Raw genomic sequence first — 22,752 nt, 5'->3', positions numbered from 1 at the left:
ATTAGCTTGGGTTCAACTGCGCCTGGACCTACGGTCAAAGACAGGTATCCCCCCCGCATGAAATGAATCAATAAGCAGGAATGGAAATGTCTCCTTGCCTTAGTAACATCACATGCAATTGGAACGGCAGACAAACAACTCCTGAATATATCAAGACTCAGCCAATAATTGGCTTGAGTCTTTTTTTCACCCGCGTAACAATTCCCTCCCCTTAGTCGTGTAAAGATGAGAAAATTGATTAATGGGGTGAGCAGCAGCATATGAGTACGGTCAGAATAGACGGATTAAACAAAATGTATCGAAGCGTACCGGCGCTAACGAATATTGAGTTGGACATGGGAACGGGCGTATTCGGTCTTCTCGGACCGAATGGTGCAGGCAAGACGACGCTGATGAAAATCCTCAGTACCCTTCTTCCCTATGAGGAAGGGCGGGTGACGATCTATGACCTTGATTTGGCGAAGGAAGGCGATCAGGTGCGGGGATTGCTCGGTTATTTGCCGCAGCACTTCCATGTGCCCATGCAATTCACGGGCAGAGAGTTTCTGCATTACGCGGGGTCGATGAAAGGGCTGACGAATCACAAGGCAAGATCCGGTCAAGTGGAACGCTTGCTGGAGGAGGTCAATCTTCTGCCGCAGGCCGATAAGAAAATAAAAAGCTACTCGGGCGGCATGATCCGGCGGCTTGGAATCGCGCAAGCACTGCTCGGAGAACCCCGATTCATTATGCTGGACGAGCCGACTGCGGGACTGGATCCATCCGAGCGCATTCGTTTCCGCAACGTGATCGAGAAGCTGGGCGACAATCATACCGTCATCCTTTCCACCCATATCATCAGCGATATCGAAACCAGCTGCGGGCAGGTGGCAGTCTTGAACAAAGGGAGCCTGTTATATCAAGGGACGACCCAAGGCTTGGCGCAGAAAGCGGCAGACGGCGTTTGGGAGTTTCAAGTTCCTTATGCCGACTATGATAAGGTAGCCAAGGAGTTTGCGTTTATTTCCAGCCGAAGAGAAATGAACCATGCTATCTTTCGAGTGATCGCGAAGGAACCGCCGCATATTCATGCCGCGGCCGTACAGCCGACTATAGAGGATGGATATATGGCCGTGATTAACGGGGTGCTCTCATGAATCAGATCAAACTCATCTATCGCAATGAAATGCGTTTGCTATACCGCAACCCTTTTTTGGCGCTCCCGTTTGTTCTTATTTTCATCTCCTGGGGCTATGTGATTCTCTCCTACGAAATGGAATCGGTTCATTATGAAGATACGGCAGCCGTGTTCTATAACAACTTTCAATGGATCACGATGGTGAATTTATTGCTGGTTGGCTTGTATGCCGTCTATATGGCCGGGAAGGATCGCGAAAGCGAGTTTGAATCATTAGTCGCCACCTATAAGGTGAACAATACGGAATGGATAATGGGAAAATGGCTGGTTGCCCAAACATACGGCCTTGGCTTCACCGTGATGACGCTGCTTATTCAAGGGATATGGTTGCTCGGCGGCCGCATGGGAATGGAGGAATGGCTCAACCACCTCCTCTATGTTTTTGTTCAAATCGAGGGTGCCTTCTTTGTACTCGTATCCGTCGGGTTTCTGCTGGGTGTGTGGATCAAAAATACATTGTCCTATATCGGGATGACAGCCTTACTGGGTATTGTCTTCCTGCTGCAAGCAAACAGCTACGGGTTTGCTTACGTCAATCCAAGGCTCAATCTGTTTACGCCGTATGATTCCATGTATATCGCGACTCCCTATGAAAGCATATGGGGGATCGGCGGCGTGTTCGAGGGCGCCATGCTCCATCAGGCAGCCGTACTCATGGCAGGCGCAGTCGTAATACTCGCGACGATCCTTCTGTTTCGCCCCCATCGCAGGCTGAGAAGGGAGAAGCGTTCACTGGTAACGCTCGCCATCGCTTTAATGGTTCCTGCCGTTATTCTGGGCGGGATCCGGTATACACACTATAATAGCGCACTTGAACAATTTATCGATATGGGCAAGCAATACAAGTTAACCGAGGAAGCTTACTCGAAGAACCGTGTCGCTGGAGCAGAGCGGCCAAACTATGCCTTCTCGATGGACCGCACCCAGTTAGATGTGCAGCTATCGGCTGATAATCGGATTAAGGTCGCAAGCGAGCTGTCCATCACGTATAACGGGGATGCGCCGGTCAACGATGTTTCCCTCACCTTGCAGCGCCAGTTAAAGGTGACCGACTGCTCGAGCGATGCGAAGATAACGTGTTCACGCGAGGATGATTTTATTCGCATTCATGTACAGGACGGGTTGAAACGAGGGGAACGGCTCGACTTGAAATTGAATTATGAGGGCGACATGAAGCAGTATCGTGCCGATGGCTTGCTGCAGCAGGCCTTTGTTGAACCCGATCGGATCTACCTTCCCAAAGAATCGGGCTGGTATCCGTTAATCGGCGAACGTTATTTGGCCATAAGCTCGTATGGCCGGGTTGATGAGAGGTATGTCGGCTTTGAAGTGAACAGCGGAGGACTGGTCGAGGATCACCCGACTGTATTTGCTGTTACGATTAAGGGTAATGAAGACGGGCTTCCCATGGCGCTGACGATACCGCGCGGAGATGACGGCTCCTATAAGGGAACATCCCAATACGGCCTCTCCCTGATCGGCGGCAATCTTGAGGAGATTGCGGTCGATCGGACCAGGATCGTGGGGCATCCCGAAGTATTGGACGGTGCAAGGCAAACGGCAGAGATCTATCGGAACTATTGGGGTTATCTAGAAGAATGGCTGGAGGTTCCAGTGGCACCTGACGTGATTTATGTGCTCGATCATGAGCATAGTGAGCTGACACAATTTACACCCAGCCAATCATTCACCGCCTGGAGCTTCTATGACATTAAATATGTGGAGCCATCTGTGATGGTGTATGCTTTGGCCAATGATCTTATCCCTGACAATGCATCATTCGGTGAGGATGTGGAGGTGCTTCAGCGCGCCATTACGTGGGGATTGATGAAGCATGCACAGCTGGAGACGGGCTATAAACATTTTGGCCAGTGGTATGCTTCACTGGGGTGGTCATCTGAAGTGCCTGCAGAAGCGGTGAAACGAATCGATCGGATGAACCGGTATGATGAGCTTGGTGAAGAGGAATTCCTTCAAGCCGTTAAATATGTGTTTACCCAGTACGAGGGGCTCGAGGATAAAGCCGCATTCAATCTCGCAGCTGCATTGGCGAGATATGAAGGAGAAAGAAGTCCATGAGCGGATTGTCCATCAGGCTAAGACTTTGGTTGAAGCTGTGGTTTACATCGTGGCCCGCTGTGATCCTGATGCTGCTGCTTCCAGCCGCCGCGTATGTGAGCTACATGATTTTTTCGAATAGGCTCGCTTCCTTTGCCAGCATGTTCTATGAACAAGCAGCGCTGCTCGTCTATGTATTCATTGTGCAGTGGTGCTTCTCCATTGACTTTGACTCCAAATTTGCCCGCCAATTGATGACGTATCCGATTGCCAGATGGAGGCTCATTGCAGAGAGAGTGCTGCTGGCATCGCTTCTCTTTGCCGGTTTATTGTGCTTGGTCACGGTCGGGCTGACGCCCTTTGCGGGCAGTATGGTATGGAAGGTGCTTATCTTCACCTTCCCCGTGTATATCGGAGTGGGGGGGATCGTCGTCCTTGCTGTCGTCATTGGAAGACATTCTCTTGGCGGATTATTTGCGGGATTGGTTGTATGGATTATATCATTAAATAATGCAGCGCCATTGCAGGCTTACAGACCGAATTTACTAGAGCTGCCCAGCGTGTATGATTATCTGAACGGTAACCTGTTGACTGGAAGCCCGGATCCATGGATGATCTATAATCGCTTATGTTATACCGGCTTGGGCCTGCTGCTAATCGTGTTAGCGATCTTACAGTTGAACCGGAAGTCCGTGTGAGGATGGCAGGGAATGGAGGTGCGTCGAGTGCAGGATGAAGACTATATGAGCCAGCTGTCATTCGGCCATGACTCGGCTCTGGATGCGCTTGTTTTCCGGTATCATAAGCCATTGTACGGCTATGCCTATCGATTGCTGCAGGATGAGAAGCTGGCGGAGGACATTGTTCAGGAGACCTTTCTCAAAATTTATCAGCAGGGGAAGAAAGGTTACGTTCCGGACAAGTTCAAGCCATGGATGTACAAATTGGCTACGAATAGCTGCAAGGATTACTGGAAGAAGGCCTCCACGCAGCGGGAGCATAGTACGGATCAGGACCTGGAGGAAGAAGGGCAAGTCCATCACATCATCGACCGCCAGCTGGAACGCAAGTGGATGATCGATTCCTTGAACCAATTATCGTTCGATCATCGGACGGTCCTTTACCTGCGGTTTTATCAGGATTTAAAATATGCGGAGATCGCGCTGACCTTGGATATCCCCCTTAACACCGTTAAAGGCCGGATTGCGCGCGGATTAAAATATTTGGAAGGCATCTTAAGAGAAGATGAACGAAATGGGGTGGGGGCAAATGAGTGATGACCATGATCAAGAACTGTCGCGCTTGGAGCAAGAATGGAGAAGCCGGTTTGACCGGTATACATCCCCCCAACCGACGACAGAAAGCACGTTCCAGCTGCTGGCACGAATCAAAGAGATGGATGACAGGAAGCCGGCGGATTTGCGGGCTGAGCTGGAGACGGCCCAAGCCGCTCAATCCGCTTCTTCGAAGCTTGCAAATTTGTTCTTGTCCCAGTGGAATTTCTATGGAATGAGAAGCTGGCTGCTAACGGGAATCGTCATGCTTCTATTAACCGTAATGATTAACGTCAGCGCGCAGAATGAAATGACCGGTCTACTGGCATGGATGAAGTGGATTTCACTCGTGATGATTGCCGTGATGGGGTACGCCTTCCGCTCGAGGAACAAAGGGAACGACATTATCGAACAGTTGAGCTACTATTCCCTGATTCATCAAATGCTTACCCGGTTTATCATCATCATGGTCATGCAAGCCGTGGTCACGCTGCCGCTAACGATGGTTATTCTGGGCAAAGAAAGCTCGCTGCCGTCCCTATTAGGTTCCTTTATGCCGGTTCTCTTCTTTGGCGTCACCGGGTTTATAAGCGCGATGTGGCTTGGACATAAACGCGGCGTCATCCTTACGCTGCTCGTGTGGTTTAGCCAGATGCTGCTTGATCAGGGACACAAGGGCCCATCCATATTTCAGCTGCCTGGGGATGAACACTTTGTATGGATGAATGCTGTTATGGTAGGGCTTTCCTGCCTGCTGCTGGGCACCTTGCTGTACAAGAATGGAGCAAAGAGGTACCTCAGATGAGCGTAAGGATTGCATTAAATAACGTCGGGTATTCCATAGGACCGGCCAAGCTCATAAACGATATGACATGCGCGTTTACTACGGGAATCACGTATGTGGTCGGAAGAAACGGAGCGGGCAAGAGCTCGCTCCTCCAGCTCATTGCCACTGCGGTCAGGCCGGATCAGGGCAGTATTGTCTACAGCCAATTAATAAGAGACGATCAAGCAGGGATGTATCGTAAGCAGCTAAGCGTCGAGGAAGTTAGAACCATGATCGGATTCATGCCCCAGCACTTTACCGGACATTCGGACATGACGATCGAACGGTATTTAACCTATATGGCCTTTCATAAGGGAATCCCTTATCGCCTAGTGAAGGCTCTAATCGAGAAGTGGCTGCAGGGGAGCGGTTTGTACGAGCTGCGAAGAAGGAAGCTGCGGTCGCTGTCCGGGGGGCAGCTGCGTAGCGTAGGATTGATACAAGCGCTGTTGAATCAGCCGCGGATTTGTATTCTGGATGAACCGTTCGAAGGCTTGGATAATCACGAGAAGTCCATGTTTAAACATGCCTTGAATAGATTGGCATTTCATAGTGTTATTATTATGAGTACACATATGCTGGATGATATCGAGCAGTCGGACAACAATAGCCTGATCGATATCGAAGAGGGGACTTTACGCTATAGCGGCGGGGTGGACACGGTGGATCACATCTTGGAGAGGTTTCGGGATTAACGGTTCAGGTGTTGAAGGACGAGAAGGGCGACCCCTAAAGGGATCGCCCGGTTCGATTAGTTTTCTACTTTATGATAGGTCTCATTCATTCGGCAAATATTTTTGTCTAAGAGTAGTTTAATAAATAAACCGCCTTGTACCGTTCTGTTCTGGAAGCCGACCATCTTGGCCGTGCTTGTCGAGTACCAGTCGGTCATCGGAACGCGGCTCTCGGATTGATCATACGCATGCCACAGGCGGTCGACAATGGTTGTGAAGTCTTCTTGGCTGTCGCAAAGCGTGGCACTCCAAACCAGCCAGTCCGACTTGGTATAGGTGTCGCGATTGTCCAGCATCAGACCGAATTCGCCCGAACGCTTCTCGATATAGGCTTTTGTCTCCGCCTTGAAGGTATCCTTCGGAAACAAATTCAGGCCGAATATTTGATCCCACACGGCATTGTATTTCATGCTGAAGGAATCGGGCTGATCGAATGCCAAGCGATACGTACCGTCGTCATTGGCGGCCATGACCAGCCACTTGTCGACCATGGTACGCGCGATATTCATGAGTTCCTCTGACTTCCGCTCGTCTCCCGCCATACGGTTAAGAATGGAGAAGCTTGCGATGCCCATGATCGCCTTAATCGACAGGTTACAGTTATGGGCCAAGTGTCCGGCAAAGTCATCCGTACACAGCTGGTTATCGGGATCTACGCCATTATTGATTAAGTAATTGCACCACTTCTCAAGGTGGGTCCAATTCTCTTGTGCGAATGATATATCGTTCTCCGCAATTGCAACGGCTGCCGTACATACCAGCATGTTGCCGCATTCCTCAACCGGCATTTGCCAGGTAGGGCATGTTCCGTGACTGTATACCTGCCCATTAACGAGCGGATACTGACCGGCATCGTGGGGCGCAAAGTCATAATGCCAAATATCGGTTGCAGCGTATTTGAAAATAGGCCGGAGCATGCCCTTAACCAGCTCGGGATTATAGATCAGGAATTGCGGTATCGATGGATAGGTGACGTCTACGGTAGCGGCGCAGCCGTTGCTGAAATTCTCCTTGGATATAAACAGGACGTCTCCGTTGGTGTCCGCGACAATCTTATGAGCTGCCGCAGCTTGCCGGTAGGCCAGGGATACCAGCTCTGCGTATTTCTCGTTGCCGGATTCCGCAGCCTCCGCAAATAGCTTCGATGAGAACTGCTCACACTTCTCGAATAAGCTGTCATACTCTCCTAATGCCTGCTTAATGGCATCTTCGATAACTTCGCCGTCTTTCCTCCAATAGGCATCCAGCGGCTCCTTGAAATATTCAATCGCTTTAATATCATCGTAGGCGACCGCAAGCAGCGCCACGTTGTTCTTGTCTGTGTCTATTGGAATGGATAACGCTATGTTATTGCTTTCCGTACCATAGTCGTTGGTCGTGGCCACATTCGTTACGGCTGCATCATTATGATTGGATGCGAGGTACAGATAACCCCAGTTAATTCGAACGTCATCCCCGGATTTATTCAACACCTGCTGAACTTTGCTTCCGATCCTGCCGCAGGTAAACCCTGATTCGCTCAGATCGGTATAGACGATTGGGAATTCATATTTAAAGTTCTGGCACAGTTCATCATCGACTTGGATGTTAATGTTTACATGATGGGATTTGCCGTCGTTTGTTCCGGCTTGTACCTGAATATAAGATACCGGCCGGGACATCAGCTTGAGATCATCCATCAACAGAGGCGTCGTAAACGTCACATCCAGATAAATTTCTTCGCAGGCAAAACGGTACTTGGTTGAAAGCGCATTAATATCGACGCTTATTTGGTCCATGATGAAGCCGTTATCGCTAACGCCCATAAAAATATATTCTTTCCCGTCTACCTCGGCGGTTCCGGTCATGCGGTGAGGCTTGCCTGTCCAATGCTTGGTTTCCGATTCGTTAAGCTTATTTGCCATAGACCAGACAGAAAAGTAGGGATCAACGGTTAAAAGCGGAACAGCTGGAGCTCGCATATTCATTTTTTAAACTCCTCCTAATGGGGTCATAATGGAATAAAGGACTACATCTTGTATATTGGATTGACTTGCTATAATATACAATTTATCATACTGATTGCTCTATCGTAATAGAAGTTATCACAATAGATGTGAGGATTATCATCATGGAAGAAACGATATATAATTTCTGGCACCTGCATGATCCGAAGCTTCCGGTTAATATACTCCTGGCCGGAATATCGTATTGCGACAAGAATTATTGTATTGAGCGGCATGGCGACAACCTATATTCGTTCGAATATATTATGGACGGCAGCGGCGTGCTCGAGATTGAGTCCCAAACCTTTTATCCGCAAAAAAACGACGTCTATATTTTAACGAAAAACAGCCATCACAAATATTATTCCAGCGAAGAGAATCCTTGGGTGAAGATCTGGGTCGTGTTTAATGGGGATTTTGCAGAGGATTTGTTTCATCGTTTCTTGCCCGCGGACACCTATATGGTGAAGGATTGCAACATTCTTTCTTATATGAATGAGATTATCCATATCGCATCGGACAAACAAAAGAACTATGCGGCTTTAACCGATGAAATTTCCGTCATTCTGCTTAAGATCATCCTGCATTTGAGAAACCATCTGGAAAACAAAGTGCTCTCCGTACCGGAGCAGATTAAACTATGCTTGGATATCAATATTGAGAATGCGATTGAGATGAACGATATTTCCCTGCAGCTCGGGTATTCCAAAAACTATATTATCAAGCTGTTTCGTGAGTATTACGGCGTAACGCCCTATACGTATTTTCGCAACCGCAAGATCGAGCTCGCCAAGCAATATTTGCTCAACACGCATCTAAACATCTATGAAATTTCCGCCAAGCTGAGCTTCGCGGACCAGCATTATTTCTCAGGCTGCTTTAAATCGGTAGTCGGGATTTCCCCTTCCGAATATAGAAGGAATCATAGAGGCCAGAATACCGAATGACCGGGACGGTACGCTGACAGGCGGATGGAGGACGTCCGTTTCGGGCGTTCCGATACATCGTAGTTTGTTTATTGTAGCGTGACAATAGCGGCTTCAGGCCGTATCAGTAGTAAAGCCGAAGTACATGGAGAGCTCAACGGACATGTGCTTCGGCTTTTATTCTATTTAGTCTTTAAGTAACGCATTGGCGATAAGCTTATCAAACCTTCGAATATCTACGCCTTACTTGGTTTACTTGGATGTGACCCGCCTTTGTCCATAATTCAACCTCTGCGTTGAAATCGAATGTACCGGCAGGGCTATATGATGATGAATAAGGTCGAAAGTCCCAGTCAGAAACTCGCTTCAGAACATATATTCGCTGACAGCCTGCTTTCGTTCTCTCCTCGTATAATAGAGAGAAATCCGGTGAATTCAGCAGTTACAAAGAGAGAGGATGTGTTGGAGCGTGAGTTTGACGACAGAGTCTCAAAAATAAATGGAGAAAGTAGAAATAATATTTGGAAATTGAGTTTAATATATGATAGGATTTATTTCAGGAAATAGGTATAAGGTTCTAAGACTTAATACATATTTATTAAATGGAGGAGAGACCATGGCACCAAAGTTTCGCCGAGTTTCTATTGGACTTCTAGGACTAACTCTAGCATTATCCCCTGCAAGCGCATTCGCGGATCAATCGATCTCTGATTTCAAGGGGCATTGGGCCGAGCAACAGATTCAGGCATGGATCACAGCTGGCAACCTGGCAGGTTTCGATGATGGAACCGTCCGTCCGAATCAAGTTATTACGCGGGCAGAATTCATGACTATGGTCAATCGTTTATTCGCCTTACAGGGACAAGCGACTATCGACTTCAAGGACTTGCCTGCGACCAACTGGGCGTATTCCGAGATTGCCAAGGCAGTGAACGCCGGATATGCCGTCGGCTCAACCGATCATTTGATCCGCGCGAATGATTCCGTTACACGGCAAGAATCTGCGGTCATGATCGCGAGACTGCTTGGCTTGAAATCCACGCAGGAGAATACGCTGCAATCGTTCAAGGACGAGGGAGATATCGCCGCATGGAGCAAAGAGAGCGTGGCTGCCCTTGTCGAGCATAAGATTGTGAATGGCTTGCCTGGAGGGCTCTTCGCTCCCAAGAAAGCTCTCACACGCGCAGAAGCGGTTGTCATGATCGAAGCGGCACTGAATGTTAAGAAAGCTTCGGCAGCTGTCACCTATGACAAAGCGGGAACGTATGGACCGGCAAGCGGTACGGAGAAGGTACAAGGCAATGTAGTCGTCAGCGCACCAAGCGTGACGCTTCAGAATATGGAAATCGACGGCGACCTGATTCTAGCCGAAGGAATCGGTAACGGCGATATGACACTTAAGAACGTGAAGGTTCATGGAACTACTTACATTCGGGGTGGCGGCGCTAATTCGATTCACCTCGTCGATTCCGTTCTTGTACAAGTCATCGTGAACAAAAAGGATGGAACCGTCCGCGTTGTGGCGCAAGGATCTACACGGACAGAAAGCGTTATTCTTCAGTCTTCGGTTAAACTTGAAGAAAGCGGCGTGACGGGTGCGGGTTTCACGGATGTCGAATTGTCGGACCAGCTTCCTGCCGACTCGCAAATTGAAATCTTAGGCACATTCGATACGGTTGAAGTACAGGCTACACAAATTCATGTGAAGTTAAGCCAGGGCTCCATAGAGAAATTGATCGCTGAGCATACTGCGCTGAATAATACCATTGAGCTTGATAAAGAAGCACTCATTAATCATCTGGTCTTAGATTCGATTACGAAGTTATTAGGTGCAGGGCAAATCAAGAAGGCTACGATTAGCGAAGGAGCTGAAGGATCAACCTTCGATTATGAACCGGCTAACGTAGAAGGTCCGAAGAGAGATGAAATTATCATCCTTAACAAGCCGGTAACCGGCGGCGGCTTTGTCGGCGGTGGCAGCGGCAGCAGCGGTGGCGGCACGATCATCGTCACCAACCCGGAACAATATGTACAGACGCAGGATTTCGGCTACTGGTCGGACCAAGAAGCTTACAACGTCGGCTTCAAGATTGATCTAACCAAGCTGTCATGGAATGACATTACGAGCATTGAAGTTTCCCTCCAAGATGCACAGGGCAACGTATTGGCGAAGCGCACAGCGGCAACGTCAGCCCGCCTGAATCAATTGAAAGCCGATGACTTGCAATACGGCGACTTGGACGGCCAGTTCAGCGCAGCCTTTATCGAGCGGAACGCAGCGGCCGAGAATGACTACTGGGCCAGCACAGCGTACAATTTTGCCGCGCCATCCAAGGCTGTCATCACGATTAAGGACAAGAACAATAAGGTTTATATCGTGACTAACAACACATTGAGCCCTACAGAGCCAATCATCGTTGCCAACCCGGAAGAATATGTACAGACGCAGGACTTCGGCTATTGGGTAGATGAAGATGCTTACAACGTCGGCTTCAAGATTGATCTGACGAAGCTGTCATGGAATAACATTACGAGCATCGAAGTGTCCCTCCAAGATGCACAGGGCAATGAATTGGCCAAGCGTACGGCGGCGACGGCAGCCCGCCTGAATCAATTGAAAGCGGATGACGAGTTATACAGCGGCTTGGACGGCCAGCTCAGCGCAGCCTTTATCGAGCGCGAAGCAGCAGCCGAAAACGAATATTGGGCGAGCACAGCGTATGATTTCGCTGCACCAGCCAAGGCCGTCATCAAGATTAAGGACAAGCACTACCGGGTTTACACCGTGACGAACAGCACGTTGTACCCTGCGGCACCGGAAGAGCAAGTTGCTAGCCCGGAGGAATATGTACAGACGCAGGACTTCAGCTACTGGGCTGGACAAACAGCGTATAACGTTGGATTCAAGATCGATCAGTCCAAACTATCATGGGATGCTATCACGAGCATCGAAGTGTCCCTCCAGGATGCGGAAGGCGTTGAATTGGCAAAGCGCACGGCGGCAACGGCAGCCCGTCTGAATCAATTGAAAGACTCTGACAAGGATGGGAACGGCGAGTACGATGGCCAGCTCAGCGCAGCCTTTATCGAGCGGAATGCAGCAGATGAGAATGAATATTGGGCGAGCACAGCGTATGATTTCTCTGCACCAGCCAAGGCTGTCATCACGATTAAGGACAAGCACAATCGGGTTTACACCGTGATGAACAGCACGTTATTTCCTACGGCACCGGAAGAGCAAATTGCCAACCCGGAAGAATATGTACAGACGCAGGACTTCGGCTACTGGGTGGATGAAGATGCTTACAACGTCGGCTTCAAGATTGATCTGACAAAGCTGTCATGGAACAACATTACGAGCATCGAAGTATCCCTGCAGGATGCGCAGGGCAATGAATTGGCCAAGCGTACGGCGGCAACGGCAGCCCGCCTGAATCAATTGAAAGCGGATGACGAGTTATACAGCGGCTTGGACGGCCAGCTCAGCGCGGCATTTATCGAGCGCGATGAAGCAGTCGAGAATGACTATTGGGCGAGCACGGCGTATGATTTCACTGTACCGTCCAAGGCTGTCATTACGATCAAGGACAAGTACAATATGGTATATACCGTGACGAACAACACGTTGTATCCTACACCGGCGCCATAAAGTACTGCTTGTGTGCGTGGACATATTGACCTGCTGAGTAAAGGCGACCGAATCTCCGAATGGGGGTTGGTCGCCTTTTTTTTGTCGTATACCTGGTGTGCAGGTTCAAGTCCCGTTGGCCGTGGAGGCGAACCGAAAGGCTATGCTATAATGGTTGGGATATAGCTAATGTGATGAAGCAAAGGCAGAAATAATCTTATAGAAACGATGGTCGTTATGAAAATTGATTTTGAAAATAATACAATCGAGTGCCATGTTCAATATGGGAACACCACAAAGATATCGATTCAAATTGATCCTTCAGGCTTCATTACGCTTAAAGTTCCCAACCGAACGAGCGATGAGGTAATTCGTAGAGCAGTGGAGAAGCACGGCAAATGGATTCTGGAGAGACTGCAGCAGCTCGCGATGGCTCGAGAAGCTCCTAAGACAAAAGAGTATCAAGACCACGGAACGTTCCTTCATCTGGGGAAAGCCTGTTTGTTGCATGAGTTAATAGAGACTAGAGGGATAGATGAAGAAGAGCTCAAAAGGGATCTCAAGCGGTTCTACTTCGCAAGCTGCAAAAAAACGATAGGAGAACGGATTACTCCGTATCAAAACCAGCTGAAGGTAAAACCCAAATCCATTGAGATCGTAGAGTCGGTCACCAAGTGGGGAAGCTGCAGCTCGGATAAGAAGCTAACCTTTAATTATCGACTTGCCATGGCGCCCGTTGAAGTGATCGATTATGTGATCATCCATGAGCTATGCCACCTGCTTCATATGAATCATGACCGCTCCTTCTGGAGGCGTGTCGGAAGTATCATGCCGGATTACAAAGAAAAGGAAGCATACTTGGCCAGATATGGGCAGGCGATGACGCTGTGAAATCATGAGCATCTATGGATAAGGGTGGAGAGCTGGAATGGAGAATAAAGCAGTACTGGCTCACTTTACAAACGCAGGCATTCTTGATCGTATTGTATCGGTGACCCCGATAACGACAGGGGCAAGCGGCGCATCCGTACTGTCCATATCGACTGCCGACGATGAATTTATATTGAAGCATATCGATAAAACGAGCCTAACGGATCCGGATATGCTGGATTCATTCCGGAGAGAGTTTCATTTCTATAGCAAGAAAGACGTCCTTGGCCTTCAAGTTCTTCCCGAGATCCGCTATCTAGAAAATAGCCAGAATACCATCGCCATTCTGATGAGAAAGTATGAGACGATTCCATCTGACAAGTGGGAGTCGGATATGACGGGAAGAATGGTGGACCTGCTGACAGATGTCCATGCTTGTCCGGCTGACAAGCTCGATGAGCTCGGTATCGAATTTACTCCCCGTTCCGTCCCGGCAGAGCAAATTGAATCGGCCATGGCGGAATGGCGAAGTGTGCTCGCTGAACATAACGGGGTTTTTGACCAAATGATCCTTTGCGACATTGCGTATGCTTTCCACGACATCACGGCAATCCTCAACGCTCCGCCCCATAGTTTGAACCATGGTGATTTTCACGCGGCTAATATTTTGTTGGACGAAGGTCGGCTTCTTCTATGCGATTGGCAGAATGTTTCCGCCGGAAAGGGGATCGGCGAATTATCCTTCTTCATCAGCAGGCTGCATGCAGACGGAGTTAATATCGATGAAGAGCAAGCCATTCGCATGTACAGCCGGATGATGCATGAGAAAACCGGCATGAGCCTTACGGTTCAGCAGTTGAAGCGCGAGAAGGCCGCGGCCGCGGTAAGCACGAGCTTTCTCCATTGGGCCAACTACCTGCATCATGCAGAGGCGGATCGGGTTGGTAAGGTTTATCGGGAGATGTGTGATGCATACGAGCAGGTAATGAGGGGCGATTATTATAAAGGGGGCTAACCTATATAGGATAGCCCCTCTTATTTTGGTCGAATTTGGTCGATCGACCGTGTAGCTCTCCACGCGCTGCTCGCGGCAGATCGATAAGCATCGGACCGTACAAGGCAGACATCATCTCCAAAGCAGGTTTGTTCGTTTAAACGAATATAATGGTGAGTTATGTTTACCGCTTTATTAATAAAATAGGCCTAAATATCTTGAATTACAACTGGGTATATAGTTACAAACGAGAAAGGATATGCTACAATCTGATCAAATGCAGTTGTTCTTTATAAAGAACATCCGATCATTAGATAAAGTGGGGCGAAATGTTGAGTGCCATTGCCGGTATCTATGAACTGAACAATGAATATTCATTCGGGGAAACGATGATGCATATGATGAAGGCTCTGCAGAAATATCCAGCAGATGATGTGAATATTTGGCGCAGTGACGGACTGGCCATGGGCTGTCATGCGCAATGGGTAACACCGGAATCCATTAACGAGGAGCTTCCCCGCTATGATACAACAAGAGAGCTTGCCATTACGGCCGATGCCATAATCGACAATAGGAAGCAGTTATGTGATCAGTTGGACATTGATTATAGCGCGAGGAAAACCATTACCGACTCTGAACTTATTCTCGCGGCCTACATGAAGTGGGGGAGGCGTGCTCCGAAGTATTTAATAGGCGATTATGCCTTCGTTATCTGGGATGAACGCCGTCGTCAGCTCTTTGGTGCACGTGACCTGTTAGGCAGACGAACGTTGTATTATCATCATGTGCCGAGCAGGTTCGCTTTCTGTACGGTTATTAATCCTCTGTTTGTAGTGCCAGGCGTACATAAAAAGCTTAATGAATCATGGTTTGCCGAATTTTTGGCCATTCCCATGATGATGGATACGATCGATGTCCACTCCACGGCTTATGGCGAAATTAAGCAGCTGCCGCCCGCCCATTCCTTTACAATGGCACAGGGGGTCGTCACCATTGAGCAATACGATGAATTGGCGGCATCGTCCCCTAAGCTTAAATTGAAGACCAATGGCGATTATGAGGATGCCTTTCGAGAGGTCTTTCAGGAGGCTGTGCACTCGAAGCTGCGAACCCATCGCCAAGTCGGCGTAAGATTAAGCGGCGGGCTGGATTCAGGCGCCGTAGCAAGCTTTGCGTCGAAAGCGCTTTCGCAGGAAGGCAAGGTGCTGCACGCCTATAGCTATATCCCCTCAGCGGCCTTTGAAGATTGGACGCCGAGAAGACTCATCGCGAATGAAACGCCCTATATCCAGGCATCGGCCCGCTACATTGGCAATATTGAGGAAAATTATTTAGATTTTGAAGGCCATAATGCGATCAGAGAGATGGACACCATGCTGGAGCTGATGGAGGGGCCCTACAAGTTTTTTGAAAACTCATTTTGGCTGACGGGTATGCTGGAGCGATCCCAAGAACAGAATGTAGGCGTTATGCTGAATGGGAGCCGAGGCAACTATACCATCTCCTGGGGAGATCCCATTGATTATTACGCGCGGCTATTGCGTACTCTTCGTTGGACGAGTTTTTATCAAGAGTTAAAGCACTATGCACGGGTGATGCGAACGGGCAGATCTGTCGTTATGCCGATTATTGCCAAGCAAGCGTATGCCTATTTGATTAGAACGGCGCTTGCCAAGAGGAAGTCCGATATCCCGCTGGTTATCCATCCCGACTTTGCTGCCAGAACGAAGGTGATCGACAAGCTGATGCCTCATCATGTCGGACTCACGGACTATGCTCATGATGAGGTCACCGCAAGAAATATTCAATTTCAACGTTTATCGGTATCTAACCACATCGGTACGTCAACGACAAAGCTATCCTTGCCATATGCAGTAAGTGAGCGTGATCCGACCAGTGATCCAAGAGTTGTGCGATTCTGCTTAACATTGCCGCACGGGCAATATATCCAGAATGGAATCGACCGCTCCCTTATACGAAGATCGACGGAAGGCTACTTGCCCGATATGGTGAGGATGAATATCCATGCAAGGGGCGTACAGGGAGCGGATTGGATCTATCGGATGCTGCCGGATTGGGGAGAATTCCAAGACCAACTGCATAAGCTTTGCCGTGACTCTTCCGCCTCGTATTACTTGAATGTTCCTCAAATCAAGCGATCGCTTGAAAAGCTGGGAACAGAGCCGAAGCTGGAATATGCTTTTGATCATGATGCCCGATTATTGATGCGCAGCTTGATCGCCTATCGCTTTATAAAGCAATGGTCTTAAACCTTTTTCTGCGAAAGGAGGTGATTCTACATGACAAAAAAACAGGCTTGGCAGAAGCCAACGTTGGAAGTGCTTGAGGTAACGATGACGATGGGCGGGCCGAATTGGTGCAATCCCGACGCGAACAATGACGGGCATAACAACTCCGTCAAGTGTGAAGCTATTCTTGATCCATCTTAATCCGTTGTAATCTCTTCAGCAATTAGGAAGCGAAGCCCGTATACTTGTTCCGAGTATAAGGGCTTTTTCACTTCGATGCCGATGTGACTATCCGACCTGCAGCGCTCATTATGGAAGCGATCCACAAAGGAGTTTAGCGTCAATGGCTAATATGTTGATTTATATAAGAAAATTACATCGTTACGCAGGCCTGAAGCTGTATGTTCCTCTAGTCGGCATCATGATCGTTAGTATGATTGAAGGCACCGGCTTTTTCCTGCTGGCAGCCATGCTCGGCCTGATCGGCCTCTTTGATGCCTCATCGGGAGCCATCCCATTCCTTTCTACGATACTTGAACCGTTAAAAAAAATTCCTGCTGAGCATGCTTTTTCGATTACTTTAGTGATCTTCCTTGTGATGTGGACCGGACAAGCTCTGCTATATCGATATTTTACGGTCATGAATGATCGAATAAGTCACGGATTTGTGAAATACTTGAGACTGGAGATTTATGAATCCATTATGCGTGCAAGCTGGTCATTCTTTTTAAAAAAAAGAAGATCCGATCTCATCCATACGATGACCTCTGAGCTTCATCGCGTGAATTATGGGGTATATGTTTTTCTGGGCTTACTTCTGATCGGGCTGTTCACAATCGTTCAAATTTTTATTGCGTTATGGCTGTCGGTTGAACTGACTCTAACCATATTGCTCTGCGGTATTGCGCTTGCTCTGTATTCCCGCAGATTCTTGAAACAATCGCGTGTTTACGGTGATCAAGCTACAGCATTGACGCAAGCCTATATGGCGGGTATGACAGACCATTTCAACGGCATCAAAGAAATCAAGAGCAATTTGATGGAGCAGCAGCATGTGAGTTGGTTTCGCAACCTGTGCGAGAAGATGGAGCGCAATTCCGTTCAATTTAGCAGATTGCAAAATCGTTCAACGTTGTACCACAAAATCGTATCTGGATTTTTGATTTCATTATTCATGTTTATATCGGTCGTTTTCTATCATGTACAGGCCGAAAAGCTTGTATTTATTATTGTGATCTTCTCCCGTCTGTGGCCAAGGTTCGCTTCCATTCAGAACCGTTGGGAGCAGCTTGCGCAATCGCTTCCAGCCTTCAACAGCTTAATCGAGCTGGAAAAAGACTATAAGGCGGCTAAAGTAACGGAAATCCAGCTTGCCTCCCAGACAGAAAACATCTGCGTCGAGCAGGCTATTGAATATCGGAACGTCTCTTATCGTTATGATGCCAATCAGAAAGCCTATGCGCTGCAGGATATTAGCTTAAGAATGCCGGCCAACAGCATGACGGCTATAGTAGGGAAATCAGGCGCGGGCAAAAGTACACTAGTAGACCTATTGATCGGACTGATCGAACCGGAGAAGGGTCAAGTATGGATTGACGGCATGCCGCTAGACGCAGAGTTGGCGATGAGATTAAGGGGCTCCGTAGGTTATGTGCCTCAGGATCCATTCTTATTCCACTCCACGATTAAAGAAAATTTGTATGCGGCTGCCCCTCATGCAACGGATGAGGAAATGTGGGAGGCGCTGCGATTCGCGGCCTCTGACGAATTGATACGGCAGCTGCACCAGGGGCTGGATACGGTGATTGGTGAACGCGGCGTACGCTTGTCGGGTGGAGAGCGTCAACGAATCGTATTGGCAAGAGCGATACTGCGGAAGCCGGCTATTCTTATTCTGGACGAAGCCACAAGTGCGCTTGATAGCGAGAATGAAGCGATCATTCAAGAATCGATCGAGCGAATGAGAGGAAGCATGACGATTATTGTCATCGCTCATCGCTTGTCCACACTTCGCCATGCGGATCAGGTCATCGTACTGGATAAGGGCAGACTCATCCAGCAGGGAGGCTTTAATCAGCTATCCGCGGAGATGGGCGGATTGTTCGGTCAGTTACTGGAAATCCAGGAAGCCAAATAAGGAATCGCGATCCTTTAGCAAAGTGGCAAGGTCAGCGTGCGCCGGGAGCTGCGCATGATGCGATAACAGCCGCCGCCGAATCTTCGGTGGCGGCTGTTTCTTTTCAAAATATAAGGAAGTATAAGTTTCCGCTATACTTTGCTTATATTTCTAAGGGAAGAAACTCCGTTCGCCACGTAATACGGCGTCTGCCGTTTCTTCTTGTTTTGCTGCTTGTGGGCGGCGGGGGGGAGCTCTGCGAGAATGAGCGATGTTCAGTTCGAGCCAGACCCCATCTGCCTGCTGCTGCACTAATTGTTGTTGCGGACATTCTTGACCGAGATGGTCAAGACGCCCGCGTCGTCATCGTCTTCGTCCGTATTCGTAGTCGTGAGCGTAGCGCCGGAGGTTTGACCGACGCCCGACTGGAACGTGAGACCGCCTTGGCCGTCGAGGTCGTCGTTGTCCTCGCTCGTGCCCTCGTACAGCGTGCCCTGGACCTGAACATCGATCGTGTTGTTGACGAGCAGCCTCACCGTTATCGCATACTCCACCCGCATCTCGCCGCCCCATTTGTACGTGCGATGGGCCGAATTCACGAGTTTGTCCGGACCCAATTCAAGCTCGAAGTACTCGGGACCGGGATCCAGGATTTCATCGGAGCCGAAATTCTCTTCATCGCGGCCCCAAAAGTCGATGTAGATTTGGGCCAGCCGGTAGCGGTCCGAAGGCGGCTGGAGATGGATGTCCGCCACGAGATCGGCGACGTTCAGGTTGATGTTGACCTGGGCCGCGTACAGGACGCCGTCGATGACCTTCGAGCCCTTCAGCAAGTAGCTTCCTAGCGGAACGTCGTGAAGTGAATAGCTTCCATCGGCGCCCGAGAACGCCGTCTTGCCGTCATAAGCCTGAACCATGGCGCCGGCAACCGGGCCGGCTTCGCCGTAGACTTTGCCGCGAACGGTTCCACGGTTCAGCACCTTCTTCCACCTGCTGACCGTGTAGCTCTCCACGCGCGGTTCGCGGTAGATCGCCGGCTCCGCGAAGCCGTAGAGCCCGCCGAGCGAGGGACCGTCCCACCACAGCATGTTGTCCGGCGATACGGCATCGGCATCCGTCGTATTCTTCCACTCGTCACTGTCTTTCCCGTCGGCATCGTCATTGGCGAACGCATTGAGGAACTGATTGGCGATGTCATCCGCGCCGTCGGTCAGGATTTCGCCGAACCAGCCCGCTTTCTCGTAAGCTTGATTGTAGATCGTATCGAACAGCCAATAAGCGGCGTCCAGACGCTCTTGCGCGGAATAGTTATACAGTCCGTCAGGCGTCGTCGGCCGGACGGTTGCCCCTTGCGCAATATCGCTCGGCTCGAGGTCCGTAGGCGTCACCAGCGATTGGCCGGTTTCGAGATGGGCGCCGCGCGCCTTGGCGTGTATCCAAATATACGAGGAGCAGACCGAGGCTCGGGTGCCGGCCGCCCAGCCGGCTTCGGGGCCTTCCGGCTCGCCGAGGCCGATGGTCGGATCGGTGTAGCAGTACCACCGATAGTGATACTGCGGCTTGACGCCCGGCCGCCCGGCATTGTTTCGCGCGTCTGTCGCGATCGCATGCAGCGCTGTTCGAACCGCCGGCGTTTCCTGCATCGGATCCGGCTTGACCACCAGCGGCGGAATCATCGTGAACTGGTCGTTGTGGGTCACACCGACGGCATGCGGGCCGAACGCGGAGACTTTATAGGTCTTGTCGTACTCCGGATCGGGAAAGTCTTCCCCTTCGATCGAGTGCTGAACGGTCTGCGTGATCGCCCCCGGCCAGATGTATTTCAGAACGCTCGGCTCGAAGCCGTCGGAGCCGTCGGCGAGCACTCCGACCAGATGGTCCATCAGACGCTTCTGGCTGCCGGTGCTGTGAGTAATTTCATCGTAGTTGCGCGTCATGATCCCGGAATGGCTGTACCACTGCGCCGGCTTCACGTTCAGCATCAGACCGCCGATGATGCCATCGCCCCCGGGAGAGAGAATGCAGTCTCCCTTGCGCGCGTTCATCCATCGGGCCGGCATAAGGACATCCTTGACCTCTTCGGTGATTTGGCATACCAGCTGTCCGGCGTCGGCTGCGGCAAGATCCTCTTCGGACAGATTATCCGGGTCGCACACTTGCCCTTCAGCGATGAAGCCAGGCAGCGGCGGACCGTTGAGCGGGCGTATGACGCCTCCTAGCCCTCCGAGGGTTCCAAGGTCAAGCGTCGGCAGCTTGGGGGTGAACTTGGGGAGATTCACATTCAACGTTCCCCGCTCGAGCTCTTGCGACAGGAACCGCGCGGCCGGTGCGGCCAGGCTGCGCGCCTCAATCATCTTGTCGACCGGTGCATATACCGCGGATAACGCCCGCATACCTTGGTCGCGCGCGAGCGCCTTCGTGTTCGCGGCGCTGTTCAAGGCTCCCAGGGAGACGGCCAAGGTGCCCGTCTTCGCGTCTAGCACGGTTGCGGGAAGAACCGGATTGACGACGGGGTTGACGAGTTCCGCGAGCACATTCTCGACCAGCTCCCAGGGCCAAGGCTTGCGCTGTCTGGGCGGAAGCTCGGGCAGCAGGAGAGGCTTCGGCTTCATGCTCCATTCCGCTACCGGAACGTCGAAGACGGCGCTGCATCTTACCGGCGAAGCTCCTACCGTTCCTGCATACAGCACCGTGAAGCTCTTGACGTCGAAACGCAGCTGCCCGGCCTCCGGAGTGCCGGTAACGAACGGGACGTTGACGCCGACCATGGACGACGAGCGCGGCGCAATCGTAATCGGCTGCTTCAGATTGACGTACGGCCGCGGCAGCGTAACGGCGTCGCCGTCATCCCCCATCGGCGTGATCGACAAGCGATCGAGGACGATCGGCGTATCCTCCACGTTGTAGACCGTGAACATACCGGTCAGCATATTATAGCGCTTGTGCGCGAACAGGTCGGCCGTCACATGAGGCACAACCGTGCCCGCAGCCTTGCAGATCGCATAGGCCGAGTGAATGGTCAGCGTCCGCTTGACGGTGATGCCCGCATGCTTGACGTGACAGGATACGACGAATTGGCCGACGCCCGCCGCGTGGTCGATCGTCGGGAAATAGTCGTGGCTGACAACCGGTGTACGCGTCGTGGCCTTGCTGCCATCGCCGAAGTCCCACTCGAATTCCATGCGAGGTGCTCTGACGGCCTCCCCGAAGATTTTGTCTAGCGAGATGTTCGTCAAATCGTAGACGGCGCTGACCGCAAGCCGCTTGGCCGTCTTGGGCGCTAGCCGGATGCCATTATCCGTCCGCACGCTTGCATTCGCGCGCGTGTTCGTCATGCGCCGGGTCTCGATCCGGGTCAGCGCCTGAGGGTTCTCCGTCATCACGCGGCCCAGTGCGCCTTGCGACGCCAGACGCGCAGTTAGTGAATCCGGCGCGAAGACCTTGGTCAGCTGCGGAGATATGGAGGGCCTTGTCTGCTGCAGATGCGGGGATCGCGTGTCCATCGTCGAGCCCAGCGTGAATACCGCCGTATAGGGCTGCGTCGGCAGCTGCGAGACGCCGATCATCGCGATGTCGCTGCGGTTCTGATACGACTGAAATTCCATCGGCGCGCCGGCCACATCGAGCAGCGCGACTTGCTGGTCGGTCTCGCCGGCCGCCTTGGCGCGGACGATTAGCCTGCGCTGGCCGGCGGTCGGAAACTGCAGATAATGCAGGGCGCCCGGCTTGCCGTTGACCGATACTTGCACAGTGCTGCCGCTAAGGGGATTGTCGTCGTTGTCGAACACTTCGACACGCACGGTCTCGCCGGGACGTACGACGGCGGGCTGAAGAGCAATTCTTCCAATAATGGTTGCCATGATTTACCTCCAATTGGTTGATATACATAGAGATCGTTACTGCCGGTTCGGGATC

Annotated in this window: 15 protein-coding genes; 13 read left to right on the top strand and 2 right to left on the bottom strand. The window is 50.7% G+C overall.

The features are described from left to right. Positions 1–260: 260 nt before the first annotated feature. The 6 genes from NNL21_RS22845 to NNL21_RS22820 are packed head-to-tail and all read left to right on the top strand — an operon-like array spanning position 261 to position 6,030. Positions 261–1,136 carry an ABC transporter ATP-binding protein gene (locus tag NNL21_RS22845; protein ID WP_204821670.1) on the top strand — a complete coding sequence of 292 codons (876 nt, stop codon included), beginning with the start codon at positions 261–263 and terminating at the stop codon, positions 1,134–1,136. Then, on the top strand, positions 1,133–3,256 hold the full coding sequence (locus tag NNL21_RS22840; RefSeq protein WP_204821671.1) for an ABC transporter permease: 2,124 nt from the start codon (positions 1,133–1,135) through the stop codon (positions 3,254–3,256). Before NNL21_RS22845 ends, NNL21_RS22840 begins: the two co-directional genes overlap by 4 nt. Beyond that, a complete protein-coding gene (locus tag NNL21_RS22835) occupies positions 3,253–3,933 on the top strand; it encodes a hypothetical protein (RefSeq protein WP_204821672.1) in 681 nt (226 codons plus the stop codon). The genes NNL21_RS22840 and NNL21_RS22835 overlap by 4 nt, the downstream gene beginning before the upstream one ends. A gap of 12 nt (positions 3,934–3,945) precedes the next feature. Then, a complete protein-coding gene (locus NNL21_RS22830) occupies positions 3,946–4,512 on the top strand; it encodes an RNA polymerase sigma factor (protein ID WP_204821673.1) in 567 nt (188 codons plus the stop codon). Further along, positions 4,505–5,314: a hypothetical protein gene (locus NNL21_RS22825; RefSeq protein WP_204821674.1), complete on the top strand. Its 810-nt coding sequence runs from the start codon at positions 4,505–4,507 to the stop codon at positions 5,312–5,314. The genes NNL21_RS22830 and NNL21_RS22825 overlap by 8 nt, the downstream gene beginning before the upstream one ends. Beyond that, on the top strand, positions 5,311–6,030 hold the full coding sequence (locus NNL21_RS22820; protein WP_204821675.1) for an ATP-binding cassette domain-containing protein: 720 nt from the start codon (positions 5,311–5,313) through the stop codon (positions 6,028–6,030). Before NNL21_RS22825 ends, NNL21_RS22820 begins: the two co-directional genes overlap by 4 nt. Before the next feature lie 56 nt (positions 6,031–6,086). Here NNL21_RS22820 and NNL21_RS22815 read toward each other — a convergent pair whose 3' ends face one another. Then, complete coding sequence (locus tag NNL21_RS22815) at positions 6,087–8,036, bottom strand: glutaminase domain-containing protein (RefSeq protein WP_204821676.1); 1,950 nt, start codon at positions 8,034–8,036, stop codon at positions 6,087–6,089. 143 nt (positions 8,037–8,179) lie between these two features. Between NNL21_RS22815 and NNL21_RS22810 the strand changes: the two genes are divergently transcribed. From NNL21_RS22810 to NNL21_RS22780, 7 genes are all read left to right on the top strand, one after another. Further along, positions 8,180–9,001, top strand: a complete 822-nt coding sequence (locus NNL21_RS22810) for an AraC family transcriptional regulator (protein WP_204821677.1) — start codon at positions 8,180–8,182, stop codon at positions 8,999–9,001. A gap of 595 nt (positions 9,002–9,596) precedes the next feature. Further along, a complete protein-coding gene (locus NNL21_RS22805) occupies positions 9,597–12,629 on the top strand; it encodes an S-layer homology domain-containing protein (RefSeq protein WP_204821678.1) in 3,033 nt (1,010 codons plus the stop codon). 216 nt (positions 12,630–12,845) lie between these two features. After that, a complete protein-coding gene (locus NNL21_RS22800) occupies positions 12,846–13,499 on the top strand; it encodes a M48 family metallopeptidase (protein ID WP_204821679.1) in 654 nt (217 codons plus the stop codon). 37 nt (positions 13,500–13,536) lie between these two features. Further along, entirely contained in the window at positions 13,537–14,493 is a 957-nt protein-coding gene (locus NNL21_RS22795) for an aminoglycoside phosphotransferase family protein (RefSeq protein WP_204821680.1), read from the top strand. A gap of 308 nt (positions 14,494–14,801) precedes the next feature. Then, the gene (locus tag NNL21_RS22790; RefSeq protein ID WP_256555412.1) at positions 14,802–16,742 is read left to right on the top strand and encodes an asparagine synthase-related protein; all 1,941 of its coding nucleotides are present in this window, start codon (positions 14,802–14,804) and stop codon (positions 16,740–16,742) included. Positions 16,743–16,772: 30 nt separating this feature from the next. Then, positions 16,773–16,922, top strand: a complete 150-nt coding sequence (locus tag NNL21_RS22785) for a paeninodin family lasso peptide (protein ID WP_204821681.1) — start codon at positions 16,773–16,775, stop codon at positions 16,920–16,922. A 142-nt stretch (positions 16,923–17,064) separates the two neighbouring features. Beyond that, entirely contained in the window at positions 17,065–18,858 is a 1,794-nt protein-coding gene (locus NNL21_RS22780; RefSeq protein ID WP_204821682.1) for an ABC transporter ATP-binding protein, read from the top strand. 290 nt (positions 18,859–19,148) lie between these two features. Here NNL21_RS22780 and NNL21_RS22775 read toward each other — a convergent pair whose 3' ends face one another. Next, positions 19,149–22,697 carry a carboxypeptidase-like regulatory domain-containing protein gene (locus NNL21_RS22775; protein WP_204821683.1) on the bottom strand — a complete coding sequence of 1,183 codons (3,549 nt, stop codon included), beginning with the start codon at positions 22,695–22,697 and terminating at the stop codon, positions 19,149–19,151. Between the last annotated feature and the right edge of the window lie 55 nt (positions 22,698–22,752).

The sequence above is a fragment of the Paenibacillus mendelii genome (genome assembly GCF_024498075.1).
GTDB classification, from domain to species: Bacteria; Bacillota; Bacilli; order Paenibacillales; family Paenibacillaceae; genus Paenibacillus_Z; species Paenibacillus_Z mendelii.
This window is presented reverse-complemented; position numbering and strand designations above follow the sequence as displayed.

Coding starts and splice junctions, on each gene's coding strand:
- NNL21_RS22845 (WP_204821670.1), top strand. CDS start 261: ATGAGTACGGTCAGAATAGACGGATTAAACAAAATGTATCGAAGCGTA.
- NNL21_RS22840 (WP_204821671.1), top strand. CDS start 1,133: ATGAATCAGATCAAACTCATCTATCGCAATGAAATGCGTTTGCTATAC.
- NNL21_RS22835 (WP_204821672.1), top strand. CDS start 3,253: ATGAGCGGATTGTCCATCAGGCTAAGACTTTGGTTGAAGCTGTGGTTT.
- NNL21_RS22830 (WP_204821673.1), top strand. CDS start 3,946: ATGGAGGTGCGTCGAGTGCAGGATGAAGACTATATGAGCCAGCTGTCA.
- NNL21_RS22825 (WP_204821674.1), top strand. CDS start 4,505: ATGAGTGATGACCATGATCAAGAACTGTCGCGCTTGGAGCAAGAATGG.
- NNL21_RS22820 (WP_204821675.1), top strand. CDS start 5,311: ATGAGCGTAAGGATTGCATTAAATAACGTCGGGTATTCCATAGGACCG.
- NNL21_RS22815 (WP_204821676.1), bottom strand. CDS start 8,036: ATGAATATGCGAGCTCCAGCTGTTCCGCTTTTAACCGTTGATCCCTAC.
- NNL21_RS22810 (WP_204821677.1), top strand. CDS start 8,180: ATGGAAGAAACGATATATAATTTCTGGCACCTGCATGATCCGAAGCTT.
- NNL21_RS22805 (WP_204821678.1), top strand. CDS start 9,597: ATGGCACCAAAGTTTCGCCGAGTTTCTATTGGACTTCTAGGACTAACT.
- NNL21_RS22800 (WP_204821679.1), top strand. CDS start 12,846: ATGAAAATTGATTTTGAAAATAATACAATCGAGTGCCATGTTCAATAT.
- NNL21_RS22795 (WP_204821680.1), top strand. CDS start 13,537: ATGGAGAATAAAGCAGTACTGGCTCACTTTACAAACGCAGGCATTCTT.
- NNL21_RS22790 (WP_256555412.1), top strand. CDS start 14,802: ATGTTGAGTGCCATTGCCGGTATCTATGAACTGAACAATGAATATTCA.
- NNL21_RS22785 (WP_204821681.1), top strand. CDS start 16,773: ATGACAAAAAAACAGGCTTGGCAGAAGCCAACGTTGGAAGTGCTTGAG.
- NNL21_RS22780 (WP_204821682.1), top strand. CDS start 17,065: ATGGCTAATATGTTGATTTATATAAGAAAATTACATCGTTACGCAGGC.
- NNL21_RS22775 (WP_204821683.1), bottom strand. CDS start 22,697: ATGGCAACCATTATTGGAAGAATTGCTCTTCAGCCCGCCGTCGTACGT.